Source organism: Candidatus Binatia bacterium (assembly GCA_036493895.1).
Lineage (GTDB): Bacteria > Desulfobacterota > Binatia > UBA1149 > CAITLU01 > DATNBU01.
The window spans coordinates 170,263-185,677 of sequence record DASXOZ010000053.1 but is presented as its reverse complement, the minus strand read 5'-3'; the positions used below and the strand labels follow the sequence as shown (position 1 = coordinate 185,677).

10 protein-coding genes and 2 pseudogenes are annotated in these 15,415 nt (G+C 66.1%); 6 read left to right on the top strand and 6 right to left on the bottom strand.

Annotated elements, in window-relative coordinates; translation table 11 throughout:
- Window positions 1-216 precede the first annotated feature (216 nt).
- From VGK20_13645 to VGK20_13635, 3 genes are all read left to right on the top strand, one after another.
- Window positions 217-1,575 carry an alkaline phosphatase family protein gene (locus VGK20_13645; protein ID HEY2775084.1) on the top strand — a complete coding sequence of 453 codons (1,359 nt, stop codon included), beginning with the start codon at window positions 217-219 and terminating at the stop codon, window positions 1,573-1,575.
- Window positions 1,576-1,703: 128 nt separating this feature from the next.
- Window positions 1,704-2,444: a DUF1566 domain-containing protein gene (locus tag VGK20_13640; protein ID HEY2775083.1), complete on the top strand. Its 741-nt coding sequence runs from the start codon at window positions 1,704-1,706 to the stop codon at window positions 2,442-2,444.
- A gap of 147 nt (window positions 2,445-2,591) precedes the next feature.
- Window positions 2,592-6,053, top strand: a complete 3,462-nt coding sequence (locus VGK20_13635; protein HEY2775082.1) for a lamin tail domain-containing protein — start codon at window positions 2,592-2,594, stop codon at window positions 6,051-6,053.
- 77 nt (window positions 6,054-6,130) lie between these two features.
- Here VGK20_13635 and VGK20_13630 read toward each other — a convergent pair whose 3' ends face one another.
- The gene (locus VGK20_13630; protein ID HEY2775081.1) at window positions 6,131-7,381 is read right to left on the bottom strand and encodes an acyl-CoA dehydrogenase family protein; all 1,251 of its coding nucleotides are present in this window, start codon (window positions 7,379-7,381) and stop codon (window positions 6,131-6,133) included.
- 224 nt (window positions 7,382-7,605) lie between these two features.
- On the opposite strand from VGK20_13630, the gene VGK20_13625 reads away from it, so the two are divergent.
- A complete protein-coding gene (locus VGK20_13625; protein ID HEY2775080.1) occupies window positions 7,606-8,775 on the top strand; it encodes a hypothetical protein in 1,170 nt (389 codons plus the stop codon).
- Between the two features lie 33 nt (window positions 8,776-8,808).
- Here VGK20_13625 and VGK20_13620 read toward each other — a convergent pair whose 3' ends face one another.
- From VGK20_13620 to VGK20_13610, 3 genes are all read right to left on the bottom strand, one after another.
- Window positions 8,809-9,927, bottom strand: coding sequence for a fatty acid desaturase (locus tag VGK20_13620; GenBank protein HEY2775079.1), 1,119 nt, complete (start codon window positions 9,925-9,927; stop codon window positions 8,809-8,811).
- Window positions 9,928-10,044: 117 nt separating this feature from the next.
- Window positions 10,045-10,425: a type II toxin-antitoxin system VapC family toxin gene (locus VGK20_13615; protein HEY2775078.1), complete on the bottom strand. Its 381-nt coding sequence runs from the start codon at window positions 10,423-10,425 to the stop codon at window positions 10,045-10,047.
- On the bottom strand, window positions 10,412-10,675 hold the full coding sequence (locus tag VGK20_13610; GenBank protein ID HEY2775077.1) for an AbrB/MazE/SpoVT family DNA-binding domain-containing protein: 264 nt from the start codon (window positions 10,673-10,675) through the stop codon (window positions 10,412-10,414). Before VGK20_13610 ends, VGK20_13615 begins: the two co-directional genes overlap by 14 nt.
- Window positions 10,676-10,858: 183 nt before the next feature.
- Here VGK20_13610 and VGK20_13605 point away from each other — a divergent pair, with 183 nt between their 5' ends.
- Window positions 10,859-11,905, top strand: coding sequence for an MBL fold metallo-hydrolase (locus VGK20_13605; protein HEY2775076.1), 1,047 nt, complete (start codon window positions 10,859-10,861; stop codon window positions 11,903-11,905).
- Here the strand turns inward: VGK20_13605 and VGK20_13600 are convergent.
- Window positions 11,902-14,256: pseudogene (locus VGK20_13600) on the bottom strand (heavy metal translocating P-type ATPase). The gene VGK20_13605 and the pseudogene VGK20_13600 sit on opposite strands and share 4 nt — an antisense overlap.
- Window positions 14,257-14,406: 150 nt before the next feature.
- Between VGK20_13600 and VGK20_13595 the strand changes: the two are divergent.
- Window positions 14,407-14,985, top strand: a complete 579-nt coding sequence (locus tag VGK20_13595; protein HEY2775075.1) for a hypothetical protein — start codon at window positions 14,407-14,409, stop codon at window positions 14,983-14,985.
- Between the two features lie 25 nt (window positions 14,986-15,010).
- Here the strand turns inward: VGK20_13595 and VGK20_13590 are convergent.
- Window positions 15,011-15,364: pseudogene (locus VGK20_13590) on the bottom strand (FKBP-type peptidyl-prolyl cis-trans isomerase).
- Between the last annotated feature and the right edge of the window lie 51 nt (window positions 15,365-15,415).

The window sequence follows — 15,415 nt, the reverse complement described above, 5'->3', positions numbered from 1 at the left end:
TCCCTCAATTCCCCTGAGAGTTCGGTCAGTTAGGTGTTCTTCAGCGAGCGGCGAGGTCGCACGCGTGGATCGCGTCTGAACCGGGAACTTACTTACAACGTTGTTGACAGGTACGACGAAGGCCAGCTAACAATTTTGTAAGGCGGTTGCTGGGCCGCACATCACGATCACCCGAAGTGAACGCCGGGCTCCGGCGCCGCGGGTGAGGGAGGAGCCATGAAGCCTGTCGTCATTTTCGCCGCGACGCTTGCCGTCGTCTTCGCCACGTCCACGGCCGGTCTTGCCGGCGCCCGCTGCAAGTACGCCGCCGGCGCGCTTCCGTCCGAGTCTCCGGGAAAGCAGATTCACGGCGATCAGATCCCGATCGATCACATCGTCGTCGTGATGCAGGAGAACCGCTCCTTCGATCACTACTTCGGTCAGCTCCACAGCGAAGGGCAGCCGAAGACTGCGGCCGAACCGACGACTCCCAATCCGAATCCCGTCGATGCGACGATGCCGATCGCTCCGTTCCACCAGGACCTGTACTGCGAGGTTGCCGACCTCGACCACTCATGGAGTGGTTCCCACAAGGAGTGGGACAACGGGAAGATGGACGGATTCACCGCGCAGAACGTCAACAGCGCCGACCCCACCGGAAGCCGCACGATGGGCTGGCACGACAGCGCCGACATCCCGTTCTATTACTCGCTCGCGAGCACCTTCGCGATGGCCGACCGCTACTTCTGCTCGGTGCTGTCGCAGACCTTCCCGAATCGCTTCTTCCTCCTGGCCGGCACTTCGTTCGGCCACATCGCGAACGATTTTCCGCAGGACTGCCAGCAGCCGTGCGATCCTGCCACCGCCTACGACCAGCGCTCGATCTTCAACCTGATGGACGAGGCGACGCCGCAGGTTACGTGGAAGATCTACTTCGAGGAGATTCCGTTCGCGGCGCTGTTCGCGTACGTGCGCAACAGCGACGCGAGCCACCTCGCGCCGATGAGCCAGTTCCTCGTCGATGCCGCGGCCGGCAACCTCCCCCAGGTCGCGTTCATCGATCCGACGTTCATCGCGAGCTCGGACACCGAGGATGACGAGCATCCCACGGCCAACATCCAGCTCGGGCAGCAGCACGTCGCGCAGGTCGTCGATGCGCTGATGACGAGCCCGCAGTGGGACCGCTCGGCGCTGTTTCTTACCTATGACGAGCACGGCGGCTTCTACGACCACGTTGCGCCGCCGCCGGCCTGCATCCCCGACGACATCCCGCCGATGCTGGCGGCGACCGACGAGCCCGGCCAGTTCGACCGCTACGGATTCCGCGTGCCGTTCGTCGCGGTCTCCCCGTGGGCGCGGCCTCACTATGTCGGCCACAAGGTCTACGACCACACGTCGATCCTGCGCTTCATCGAGAACCGCTTCGACCTGCCGGCACTGACGGCGCGTGACGCGAATGCGAGGCCGCTGCTCGAGCTGTTCGATTTCACGACGCCGAGCTTCGTGTCCTCACCGACGCTTGCGCCGGCGACCGTGGACCAGGCGCATTTCGACGCGCCCGAGTGCGTCGAAGGCAAGGGCTCGGGCGGCCTCTAGAGGAGACAACCCCGCAGCGGTGGAATTTCCCGCAACATGGGGGGCGCACCAAACGCCTCCCGCTTGTTCCCCCCGCGCACGCGCGCCCATCTTGCGGGTCGGGGTAATCGGGGAGGAGGAGGAATTCCATGCGCCGTCGTTGTGGCCTGTCCGCGGTTGTCACCCTTTTGATCCTCGTCGCATCGCCCCATCTCGGTGCCGGCGACTGCGGCGACGTCGACAAGAGTGGAAGCGTCACCGCGTCGGATGCGCTCAAAGTCCTCAAATTTTCGGTCGGGCAACAGGTGACGCTGACCTGCGACGACGCCAATCCCCTGGTTACCGGGCAGACGACCTGCTGGACGGCGGACGGCACGCCGATCTCGTGCCAATCGACGCCGCGTGAAGACGGAGCGCTGCAAATCGGTGTCGACCTTCACTACGTCTCCAACGGCGACGGCACCATTGCCGACACTTCAACGAATCTGGTGTGGGAGAAACTCGGCCACGCCGGCGGAGTCCATGACGTTGCCCAGGCGCTCACCTGGGTTCAGTCCTTCGAGAAGATCGCGGGGCTCAACTCGGACAACTTCGCCGGTCACAACGACTGGCGCTTGCCGAACGTCCGCGAGCTCGAGTCGATCGTCGACTACAGTGCCGATGCGGCTTCCAGCGGCTCGACCGTGAAGTCGATTTTCAATCATGATTGCGCCCCGAGCTGCACGTTGTCCCAGTGCAGCTGCACCGAAGGCCTGCAGTACTGGTCGTCGACGACGCTGGCGAGCATTCCCGCCGACGCGTTCGCAGTGTCGTTCTCGGTCGGTGGTGCGTTCGCTTCGCCGAAGGTCAGCACGTTCAGCGTTCGGGCGGTACGAAACGCCGGCAGCTGAGAGACCACGGCGCTGGCCGGCCCACCCGGCGATACGCGCCGCCGCTTCGAGCGCAGGCCCCGCCAGGCTGTTGCGTGAGCCCCGGCGGCAGGCGAGTATGCGACCTTCGATTTCGCGGCCGGAGGGGCCGCAGCCGGGGGGTTAGCCATGCTTCGATCGTTCTGGTGCGCCGTTGCCGCGTCGATTGTTTTTCTTGCGCCGACCGCAGCCGTCGCGGGCCCGACGTCGTGCCTGATCGGCAGCGACCCGATCGTCGCCGGCGACGCGCAGGCACTGCGCGACGCGCGCACCACCATCGACGCCGCCTGTCCCTGCGCCACCTATGACGGCAGCGACGGCCACGCCCGCTCCGATTTTGCCGCCTGCATCAAGACGCAGATGGCCTCGCTCACGTCCGTGCGCAAGCCCTGCCTCGGCACGCTCAAGAAGTTCTACAAGAACTCGCGCTGCGGCCGCAGCGCGATCGTCGGCGCGCGGCCTTGCATCTACACCAGCGTTGCCGACGGCTCGGTGAACTGCAAGATCCGCACGAAGTACAAGACCGACGGAACGCTCGCCGACAAGTGCCTCAGCAGCGCGAAGGCAACGGCAACCGAGTGCGCCGGCGTGGACACCTGCATCGACGCGGCCGACACGAACCAGGATCTTCTCATTGCCGCACCGGGCGACAGCGGCCAGTGCTATGCACCTGCCGGCGAGACCTTCTGCCAGCAGCTTGCGCCGCTTTCATCGGGCACTTGCGAAGTGACCGCGGGCGACGCCGGCCGGGTGATCCTCGGAGACGTCCTGACGCCGACGACGATCTACCGCGGCGGACAGGTCGTGATCGATTCCCAGGGCATCATCGTTCAGGCAGGTTGCTCGGCCGCCTGCGCGGGAAGCTGCGCGACGACGGCGTCCACTGCTACCGTCATCAGTTGTCCGCAGGCGGCGATCTCGCCTGGCCTGGTCAACACGCACGACCACCTCACCTTCGACCAGAACTCCCCGTATGCCGCGACGGCCGAGCGCTACGAGGATCGCCACGAGTGGCGCAGTGGCCTTCACGGCCACACGTTGATCCCGGCTGCCGGTGGTGCAAGTGGGGACGAGATCAGCTGGGCCGAGCTGCGCGGGTTGATGGCAGGCACGACCTCGATCGCCGGCAGCGGCGGTCAGACCGGCCTGCTGAGAAACCTCGACAAGGCCACGATGGAGGAAGGGCTCGCTCGTCCGGCGGTGGACTACGACAACTTCCCGCTCAACGACAGCAGTCCGCCGACGTTCCCGCCCACGCCCACCTGCGATCAGTTTACGGGCGCCATCACGCCGTCCGACGCGACCTTCACAGCCGCCGACTCCTACGAGCCGCACATTGCCGAAGGTGTCGATGCGTACTCGGAAAACGAATTCTACTGCCTCAGCAATTCTCCGAACGACATCGTGCAGAGCAAGACGGCCGTGATCGGCGGCGTGGGTCTGACCTCCGTCGATCTCGCAGTGATGGAGGCCGAGGGCAGCAAGCTCATCTGGTCGCCGCGTTCGAACATTGCGCTCTACGGCGATACGGCGGCGGCTCAGGTATTCGCGCGAATGGGCGGCACCGTCGCGCTCGGGACGGACTGGAACGTTTCCGGCTCGATGAACATGCTGCGCGAGCTCGAGTGCGCCGACCAGTTCAACGCTGGCTACCTCCATCACAGCTTCAGCAACCGGGACCTCTGGTCGATGGCGACCACCAACAGCGCTGCCGCTGCGGCCCTGGACGACGCCATCGGCCTGCTCGCGCCGGGCTACGCGGCGGACATTGCCGTTTTCAGCGAGGCCGACCACGACGGTTACCGCGCGGTGATCGATGCACAACCCCAGGACGTCTCGCTCGTCCTTCGCAGCGGCAAGCCGCTCTACGGCGATGCCGCCACCATCGGGGCCATCCCGGACACGGGCTCCTGCGACACCGTCGATGTCTGCGGCAGCAGCAAGCAGGTCTGCCTGACGGGCGAGATCGGGAAGACGTATTCCGCGCTCCAGACCTCCGTCGGCAGCGTCTACCCGGATTTCTTCTGCGGAACGCCACAGAACGAGCCCACGTGCATTCCGAGCCGCGGCGTCAGCGTCAACGGCTCCGCGGTCTACGACGGCAACATCACCGGCACCGACGATGACGGCGACGGCTACGCCAACGCCACCGACAACTGCCCCACCATCTTCAACCCGGCGCGCCCGGTCGATAACGGCGTCCAACCCGACACCGACGGTGACGGCGTCGGTGACGCGTGCGACCCGTGCCCTCTGGACGCGAACACAACGACCTGCAGCTTCAACGGGAATGACCGCGACAGCGACGGCATCCCGAACGCAACGGACAACTGTCCGAACGTCGCCAACGCCGACCAGGCGGACATCGACGGCGACGGCAAGGGGGACGCGTGCGATGCGTGCCCGAGTTATCCGAACCCTGGCGCGATCCCGTGCCCGGCGATGACGGGTTTTTCGCCGCCGCTCTCGTACGCGCGCCAAGGCGACAGCGACGTGCCGACCTTCCAGACTCCGCTGGCGGTGACGATGAACGGGCCGGTCGCGCAGGACACCTTCGTGGCGATCGCCACCTCGGATCCGGCTTCGCTGACGATCGTCGGCGGCGGCGTGACGATCCTCTCGGGGCAGACGAGCGCGCAGGTGCACATCAACGGCCTGGCGCAGTCCGCCGACGTGACGCTGACGGCGACGTTCGGAGCGGCAAATCTCGTTGCGCACGTTCGCGTGATCGGCACCTCGGAAACGCCGGTGCTCGTGGACCTTCAGCCTGCGACGACATCGGTGGTGCAGGGCGGGACGCGCACCTTCACGGTGACGCTGGACATCCCGGCGTCACCCGGCGGCAGCTCGGTCGCGTTGTCGCTGACTCCCGCGGATGCGGGCACCATTCCGCCCAGCGTCCTCGTGCCGGCCGACCAGTTCAGCGCGACGTTCGACTATGACGATGCGAACACGGAGACGTCCGCGCAGATCGACGCGACCCTCGGCTCGATGCTGTCGGCGGACCTGACCATCGTGGCGCCCGGCAGCGCGACCAGCCTGGTCATCAACGAAATCGACTACGACAACGTCGGCACCGATGCGGCGGAGTTCGTCGAGGTCTTCAACCCGACCTCCGCGCCCATCAGCCTCAGCGGCATCGCGCTCGTGCTCGTCAACGGCGGGAGCAACACGGAGTACGATCGGTTCGACCTCAGCCCCGCGGGCTCGCTCGCCGCTTCCCAGTATCTCGTCGTCGGTGCCACCAGTGTCGTGTCCAGCGTTCCCGCCGGCGTAGAGACGATCGACGCGGGCGCTGTGACCAGTCTCATCCAGAACGGCGCACCGGACGGAGTGGCGCTGATCGATGCTGTCCACTCGACCCTCATCGACGCGCTCTCGTACGAAGGGTCGATGACGATGGCCCAGATCACCGGGTTCCCGGGCACCGTATCGCTTGTGGAAGGCACCGCACTCCCCGTATCCGTGGCCGATTCGAACACCGTCAACGGTTCGCTGTCCCGTCTGCCGGACGGCTCGGATACCAATGACGCAGCCACCGATTGGAAATTCTCCAGCACGCCGACGCCCGGCGCCGCCAACGTGCCGTGAGGGGCGCCGTGGCGCGCCGGATCGCTTCCGCTTGAGTCGGGGACAGGCACCGGTTTGCTGGTGCCGGTCCCCGCAACTCAGTTCCCGAAGTCCCACCCGTCCCCTTCGCGATACGCCTTGAGGACGTTCTTCGCGATGAGGATCTTGTGGACTTCGTCGGGGCCGTCGGCGATGCGCAGCGTCCTTGCGCCCTGGTACATCTCGGCCAGCGGAAGATCGCCGGAGACGCCGGCGCCGCCCCAGACCTGGATCGCGCGGTCGACGACGCGGTGGTAGGCGGCCGGAACGAAGATCTTGATCGCCGAGATGTCGGTGCGCGGATCGCCACCGCTTTCCATCTTCTCGGCGCAGTGCAGCGTCATCAGGCGCGCGGCCTGGATGTCGATGTAGCTCTCGGCGATGAAACCCTGGATGAACTGCTTGGTCTCGAGCTTGCCGCCGTGCACCTCGCGCATCATCGAGCGCTCGACCATCAGGTCGAAGGCACGCCACATCTGCCCGACCGAATTCATGCAGTGGTAGACGCGGCCGGCGCCGAGGCGGTCCTGCGCGGCCTGGTGGCCCGAACCGGCGCGACCGAGTGCGTTGCCGAGCGGCACGCGAACGTCGTCGTAGTAGATCTCGCAGTGGTCGCTGTCGCGGCCCCAGACCGGAATGCCGCGCGCGATGCGCACGCCCGGCGTGTCCGACGGCACGATGATCTGCGTCATCTTGCCGTTGCGCTCCGCAGGCGCGTTCGGGTCTTCGGTGCGGCACATCACGATGAAGAAATCGGCGCGCTTGCCGTTGGACGTGAACCACTTGTGCCCGTTGATCACCCAGTCGTCGCCGTCGCGGCGCGCGCTGGTGCGGATCGAGCGCGGATCGGAGCCGGGATTTTCCGGCTCGGTCATCGAGAATCCCGACTCCATGCCGCTTTCGATCATCGGCAGCAGCCAGTTCTTTTTCTGCTCGTCGGTGCCGTACTTGACGAGGATCGACTGGTTGCCCGAGTTTGGCGCGACGACGCCGAAGAGAGCCGCTGCGCCTACCGCGTACGCGAGCACCTCGTTCATGTACGCGTGCTCGAGGAAATTGAGGCCTGCGCCGCCGTATTCGCGCGGAAGATGCGGCGCCCACAGGCCCGCCTGCTTCACCTTGTCGCGGATGCCGGCGCGAAGATCGTGGGCGCGCTGGCGCGCCCCGTTGGTTGCCTCGCCGCCGCGGCGTCCGACCCACAACTCGTTCTCGTTCGGAAGAATCTCATGATTGACGATTTTCGCCGTGAGCTCGCGGATCTGGTTGATGCGGTCGGATACGGTGGGAATCGGGTGCACGTTCATTCGCATGGCATTTCTCCTTGCCCGCTGCCCGGAGTGCTCGCATTGACAGGCCGGGGAGGGCGTCACCGCCATAGCAGAAACGGGCAGAGGGCCAATCGTGATCGCCGGGGGCGCGGGCGCGGTCTTCCACTCGACCCGAGCCACAGCTGGAACCTTGCGAAGCCTGCAGAAGCCCTGTAGGGACGCTGGCGTCGACGCTTCGTCTCTGGCGCGTCGACTCAAGGGGACTCATGAACAATCGAATCGCGGTGCTGGCGACAATCGCCCTTCTCGTCGCCACCGTACCTGCCTTTTCCGCAAGTGGAACTGCGGCCGGCGCCTGTGCGGCGGCCAAGAACAAGGCCGCCTTCCAGCAGGCGGCAGCCAAGGGCAAGTGCTGGCAGGCTGCTCTCAAGAGCGGGACCAACGTGGACAGCATCTGCCTCGATAAAGCCGACCTGAAGTTCGACTCGGCGATCGCCAAGGCAGACGGTAAAGGTGGCTGCGTCAATATCAACGACGCATCCGCGATCGGCGGCGCCGTCACGAGCTGCATCAACGACGTGCTCGCACTCACGCCCGCATCGGCCGCCTGCACGATTCCGATGGCCTGCCCTTTCGGAGTGCAGTGTCCGACCCAGAACGACAACAGCGTCCTGAGTACGTTCGGGCTGAGAGTCTCGCACCTGGCTCTCACTCTGCCGACCGTCCTCGCGACCGGTCCCGTCGGCAATACGATTTCCAACGGCGTGACGCCGGATCAGCCGACGTGCAACCTGAATGGCTCGGCAACCTTCAACTGGCTGATGCAGGTCGACACGTCGGGCGGCAATCTTACTGTCGGCGGCGCCAAGCCGGTGCTCGATCCGACCATGGGATATTCCTTCGTGAACGAGACGGTCCAGTCGCACTCGGTCGCGCCGGTCACGGGAACGCTCGGCCTTGGGATGAATCAGACTTTCTCGTCGCAGGTCGGCAGCGTCACGATCCCGGTCTACCTCGACGCGATGGGCGCCGGCGTGTTGCTGTTACCGATGCGCGGCCTGCAGGTAACAGGGCAGATTTCGCCAGACCAGGACTGCATCGGCGGCTACGACGTATCGAGCCTCGATCCGGCCGCCGGCTGCCAGCCGGACCCGATGCATCCGGGCTGGATCGATGGCGGAACGGTATTGGCGGCGATCAATCTCGAAGATGCGGACGCGATCGTCGTCGCGCCGCTCAGCGAGAGCCTGTGTGTGTTGCTTTCGGGCGACGCGGCCACCTATGGTGACGGCGCCAGCCCGACTCACTGCAAGCGCAGCGGCGGTTCCATCGTCTTCACCGGCGACTACTGTTCGACGACGATGATGCCGGGCGGCTGCGCCGATTCGATGGAATTCTACGGCTCCTACGCTTCCGCGGGAGTGAAGATCAACTGAGCCCCAGGCCAGGCCGCCGCGCGAGCGAGGAGCCTACGCCGCCTTCAATTGCACCGGCGGGGTCCCCGCTTCGAGACGGCGCATGCTCGCACGGCCGACGAACACACGGCTCATCTTGAGGAAGCGCGTCGTGACCGGCTCCTCGAGGTACGGCACGCCGAAGCGCGCGCATACTTCCTTTACTCTCGGCTGGATGCGGCGGTAGGCGAGCATCGGCGCGTCGGGAAACAGGTGGTGCTCGATCTGGTAGTTGAGCCAGAGGTGCGCGAAATCGACGGCATCTCCGCCGGTCCTGTAGTTCACGGACCCGATCACCTGCCGAACGTAGAACTCGCCGCGTGATGCGGGGGCGTCTTCGAATCGCCAGACATCGTCACCCGTGTGGTTTGGACCGACGACGAAGAACGTATGCACGTTGGTCAGGACGTCGGCCAGGATCGAGTTGCACAGCACCGAGAATACCGCCCACGCGCCGAGCGGCGTGAACAGTGCCGGCAGGAGCACGAACTGGAGCAGCGCGTACGGAGCCAGGCATTGCGTGACCAGCGCTGCCACCGGCACCGGGCGCGGCGCGCCGTCCGGGGCACGGCGATGCCACCACGCCGTCAATGTCTTCGACGCGTAGTAGGAGGCGCGCCAGGTACCTGCGAGCAGCGCCAGCAGAGCGTAGCGCGCGAACATCGGCAGCCGCGAGCGATGGATGCCCTCGAGGTTCTGCTCGATGAGGTCGGGATCGCGCATCTCGCCCGTGTGCTGGTGATGCAGGATATTGTGCTCGTAGATCCAGGCTTCCGGTGTCATCCAGTCCGCCCAGTCGATGAAACGCCTTTTCCCTCGCGCAAAGACGCGCGAGGTGTGTCGGTCGGCGACGCCTGGAACCTTGTCGTAACCGCGATGGCCGATGTGGTGCATCAGCAGCCAGCGCGTCGATCTGCCGAGCGAAAGCAGCACGGCCGACAGCGGGTTCGGCGCGATCCACGAAGTGGCCAGCCCGACAAGCGTCGCTACCCTTCCCCAGCGCTCGATGTTCGCGAGATGACGCAGGTCGTCGTCTCCGAGCGATGCGCGCAGCTCTTCGCGAAGCTCGCCGATCGCACTCGCGAATCCGTCCAGATCGATATCGTGGATGTCGAACGTGTCCCCCGTACTCACGGGGGGCACTGCGTATACGATGCAGAGTGCGGAAGAAAGTTCAGTTGGGTTGATCGAAGCGGGAAATGCAGAGCGGCGTCGTCGAATTGGCGTGCACAGATGCCCGAAGTACCGCGGCTACAGTCTCTCGGCGCCTTCCAGCCGGCCAAGATTCCTGTCGAAGGTCCCGAGCGGGAGGTGCCCGGCCTTGCGCGCGATCTCCAGAACCAGGCAATCCGAGAAGCCAAGTGCGGGACGATTGCGGTAGCGTTCGAGCGCCGCGACGATCACGTCCGCATTCTCCAACGTAAGGCGCTCGTGACTGAGCAGCATCTCGACCGCTGTAGCGATGTCGGCGTGCTCCAACTCGTACGCCGCCGAGAGCACCCAGGTCGTCTCGGCGAGCACGAGATGGGACACCCACGCTCCTTTTTCGACGAACGATTCCGCCGACGCGACCTGCTTTTCATCGTCCCGCGTGATGAGACGCACGAGAACGTTGCTGTCAACGGCGCGCATTCTTCTCTTGGAGGTGCCGGGCGACGGCGACCTTCGAGTCCTGCAGCTTGCGAGGCTTGACGCGTCGCTTGGCAAAGAGCGCGTTGTGGATCTCGAGTGAGGAGAACCGTCCGGCCTTCCGCACGACCATGCGTTCCCCGTCTTCGTCCCATTCGAGGATGGATCCGGGGCCGATGCCCAGTTTCCGGCGTACTTCGGCCGGGACCGAGATCTGGCCCTGTGCGGTGACCCTGGATTGAGGCAGTGCCATGAAAGTAGAGTACCTTGGTAATGGATGAAGGGAAATCGACGGAGGTGGTTTTCGAAGTGGAACGAGACTTCGACGCGCCGCTGCGAGTTCCACCCGACCTTGGTGGGCCTCCCGGAAGTTGAAGCGGCTGCGGCTCCGGTGCTTCGGCATCGCCTGGGCGCGGGCGCCGTGGTAGTCGGGTTCATGATCTTCCGCCAGCTGTTCGACCCCGTCTCCTCCACTTACACCTACCTGCTGGGCGACGAGCGAACGCGCGAGGCGCTGCTCATCGACCCCGTGTTCGAAAAGTTCGAGCGCGAGCGCGCGCTGCTCGAAGAGCTCGGTCTCAAGCTCCTGTACACGCTCGAGACGCACGTGCACGCCGACCACGTCACCGCCGCGTGGCGCTTTCGCGAAGCGCTTGGATCGAAGATCGTCATTAGCCGCCGGAGCGAGGCCGAAGGCGCCGACATCTACGTCGACGACGGCGACCCGATCCGTTTTTCCGGCGTGGAGCTGCGCGTCGTCGCAACACCGGGCCACACCGACGGCTGCGTGACCTACGTGACCGGCGACTGGCGCATGGCCTTCACGGGCGATGCACTGCTGATCCGCAGCGCGGGACGCACCGACTTCCAGCACGGCGACGCGCACGCGCTGTACCATTCGATTCGCGACAAGATATTCTCGCTGCCCGAGGACTGCCTGCTGTATCCGGGCCACGATTACGGCGGCCGCACGGTGACCAGCGTCGGGGAAGAGAAACGCTGGAACCCGCGCATCGGCGGCGATGCCAGCGAAAGCGATTTCGTCGGCTACATGCAGAACCTCGGTCTGCCGCATCCGAAGCAGCTCGACATTGCGGTACCGGCCAATCGCCGCTGCGGAAAGCCGGAAACCGCGATTTCGACGGACCGTCCGACCTGGGGACCCGTGCACCGCACTTTCGCCGGAGTATCCGAGATCGAGCCGGTGTGGGTTCACGAGCACCCGTCGCTGGTGACGATGCTCGACGTTCGCGAGCCGGCCGAGCTGACCGGCGAGCTCGGCCGCATCGAGGGCAGCATGCATATTCCGCTCGGCGAGCTGAGAAAACGCGTGGACGAAGTGCCGCGAGACAAGCCGGTCGTCTGTATCTGCCGCTCCGGACGCCGCTCGGCCCAGGCCGTTGCCATCCTCGAGCAGGCCTCCGTCCCCGACGTCGCCAATGTGACCGGCGGCATGATCCGCTGGCGCTCTCAGCACCTCTAAAGATCCACACTCCTGAGCCTCAGGGCATTCGTGATCACGCTGACCGACGAGAGCGACATCGCAGCGGCCGCGAGCGCCGGCGACGGGAGCCAGCCGAGCCACGGATAGAGCACTCCGGCGGCGACCGCGACGGCGACGGCATTGTAGACGAACGCGAAGAACAGGTTCTGGCGGATATTGCGCATCGTCGCGCGCGACAGCGTGCGCGCGTTCGCGATGCCGCGCAGATCGCTTCGCACCAGCGTGATCGACGCGCTCTCCATCGCGACGTCGGTGCCGCTGCCCATCGCGAGCCCGACGTCGGCGGCAGCCAGCGCCGGTGCGTCGTTTACGCCGTCGCCCGCCATCGCGACGACGCGGCCGCGCCTGCGCAGCTCTTCGACGACATCCTGCTTGCGGTCGGGAAGTACGCCGGCTTCGACGTCGTCGATCCCGAGGCGACGCGCGATCGCTTCGGCGGTGGCCCGATGATCGCCCGTCAGCATGACGATGCGAAGGCCCGCGCGGCGCAGGCTCTCGAGCGCCGGCGGCGTCGTGGCCTTGACCGGATCGGCGATCGCGACCAGGCCGGCCAGAAGCCCCGCGCGCGCAACGAAGATCACCGTATTTCCCTGGCTTCTCAGTCGTTCGGCATCGATGGCCAGTGCCTGGGTATCGATGCCGCGTTCGGCCAGCAACTCGGCGTTGCCGACGACGACTGCCAGCGAGGCAACCGTCGCGACGGCTCCCTTTCCCGCGAAACTCTCGAAGGCTTCCGCGTCGGCAATGGCAACGCCGCGCCGCGCTGCTTCGCGCACGACGGCTTCGGCCAGCGGATGCTCGCTTGCACGCTCGACCGCTGCGGCGGCTTCGAGTGCCATGTTTTCCGTAGCGCCCGGCGCCGCGACGATCGCAGTCACCTCGGGTCGCCCTTCGGTCACGGTGCCGGTCTTGTCGAGCACGACCGTGTCGACTTTCTCCATGCGCTCGAGAGCCTCGGCGTTGCGGATCAGGATGCCGGCGCCGGCACCGCGGCCGATGCCGACCATCACCGACATCGGAGTGGCAAGGCCAAGAGCGCAGGGGCACGCGATGATCAGGACGCTGACGGCCGAGACGATCGCGTGGGCGAGCCGCGGCTCGGGGCCGAGCACGAGCCACGCGGCGAACGAAAGCACGGCGACGACGATCACCGACGGAACGAAGAGCGCGGAGACGCGATCGACGAGGGCCTGCACCGGGGCGCGGCTTCGCTGCGCGGTCGCGACGAGGCGGACGATTCTGCCGAGCATCGAGGCCTGCCCGAGCCTTTCCGCGCGCACGACGAAAGACCCCGAGCCGTTGACGGTGCCGCCGATGACGCTCGATTCCTCGCTCTTGGCGACAGGCATCGACTCGCCCGTGATCATCGACTCGTCGACCGTCGAGTTTCCACTGATGACGCTGCCGTCCACCGGAACTCTCTCTCCCGGTCGCACGCGAAGCAGGTTTCCGGGCTGCACGTCCTCGAGTGCAATCTCTTCGTCGCTGCCGTCGGCAGCAACGCGTCGCGCGGTTTTCGGCGCGAGCCGAAGCAGCGCGCGGATGGCATCCGACGTGCGATCCCTCGCGCGCAGTTCGAGCACCTGTCCGAGAAGTGCCAGCGTCACGATCACGGCCGCCGCCTCGAAATAGACGGGTACGGTGCCGCCGTGCTCGAGCATCGTCGCGGGAAACAGGCCGGGAGCGAGCAGGGCGACGATGCTGTAGAGGCACGCCACGCCGGTGCCGAGCGCGATCAGCGTGAACATGTTGAGGCTTCGCACCCGGACCGAGTCGTAGCCGCGACGGAAAAACACGGAGCCTGCCGCAGCGACCACCGGCGTCGCCAGCGCGGCCTGCACCCACTGCGAGCTTCGCGGATCGAGCACCACCGCGTGCCCCGCGACGTGCTGCCCCATCTCGAGTGCGAACACAGGCAAAGTCAGCAGTGCCGCGCCGGCAAAGCGCCGCTTCATCGACGCAAGCTCGGCGTTCGGTGTTTCGTTGGCTGTGACAGTCTCCGGCTCCAGCGCCATGCCGCAGAGGGGGCAGGCACCGGGGCCGGTCTGGCGCACCTGCGGATCCATCGGGCAGGTATAGATCGCACGCGGATCGGCATCGTATGCTGGCGGCCGCGCCTCGCCCGCAAATTACGCGGGCGCGGCGACGAAGCGCCGCTGGCATTTTTCGCTGCAGAAGTAGTACGTGCGGCCTTCGTGCCGCGCGCGCCACGGCTTGACGTCGGGATCGACGGTCATGCCGCAGACGGGGTCGAGGAACGAGGACGCATTCGACCTCGTCGCGCTCGCGGAGCCTGCCGCCGTCTCGCCCTCGCCGTTGATCCCACCCATCGTGCGACAATAAGTCCTGGGTGTGCGGGCACAACCCGGCGGTGTGTCGCTGTCCTCAGCCGGCGCCGCGCGCTATCTGGCAGAAGCAGGCTGCGGAAAAACCCCTCCCGTCGGCCCGCACCGCAAGCCGCACCGAAGGAGGACCAACACGTGCACCAACGACGCATTCGAGGAGCCGCGATCGGCGCCCTTTTCTGCTGCTCGCTCACGGCGTGCAGCACGATGGCCCCGCAAGGCTACGGCCGCGGCGAGAACCTGAGGCTTCCCGCGCAGATGCCGGGAAAAAGCTGGCAGGTGCGTCGTGGCCGTGAGGACCAGACCGACGTGTCCGAGTGGACGCAGCCGGGCAGCCCGGGCGTCTTCGTCGTTCGTGTGATGCGCGAGGGGCCTGGGCCCAATCCCGCGGATTTTCGCCGCATGGCCGAGCAGGGAGGCAATCCCGCCTGCCTCACGGAGACTTCCGACACTCTGGATGAGTCCGCGGCCGGCGGCACCCCGCGTCTGCTGTGGCTCAAGACCTGCAGCACCCGCGACGCGAAGCATCTGGCGAACCTGCTTCTCTATCTTCGCGGCGCCGATGCGCACTACCTGCTGATCCGTCGTTGGGGCGCCGCTCCGCAGGACGCCGAGCTGCGTCAATGGGAGGACTACCTGCGCAGCGTCGCGCTTTGCGACACGAGGTCCGGCCACGGCGCACCGTGCCCGCTGGCGGGAACGGTGACGCCGTAGCCGGAAATCCTGCGCGCAGCCTCGCTCAGTTGATGCCGAGCAGCTCGACTTCGAAGACCAGCGTCGAGTTGGGCGGAATCTTGCCCATGTTGCGCGGTCCGTACGCAAGCTCGGGCGGAATCGTGAAACGGTATTTGGAGCCCACCGTCATGTACTGCAGGCCTTCGGTCCAGCCCTTGATCACGCCGCTCAGTGGGAACGTGGCCGGCTGGCCGCGGTCGTAGGAGCTGTCGAACACGGTGCCGTCGGTCAGCGTGCCCTTGTAGTTGACGGTGACGTTGCTGGCTGCGGTGGGCTTGGCGCCCGTTCCTTCGCGCAACACTTCGTACTTGAGGCCGCTGGCCGTGGTGGTCACCTTGCCTTGCTCCTTGCTGTCGGCGGCAGCCGGTTTGGCGGCTTGTGCCGCAGGCTTGCTGTCCTTGGTGGCGTC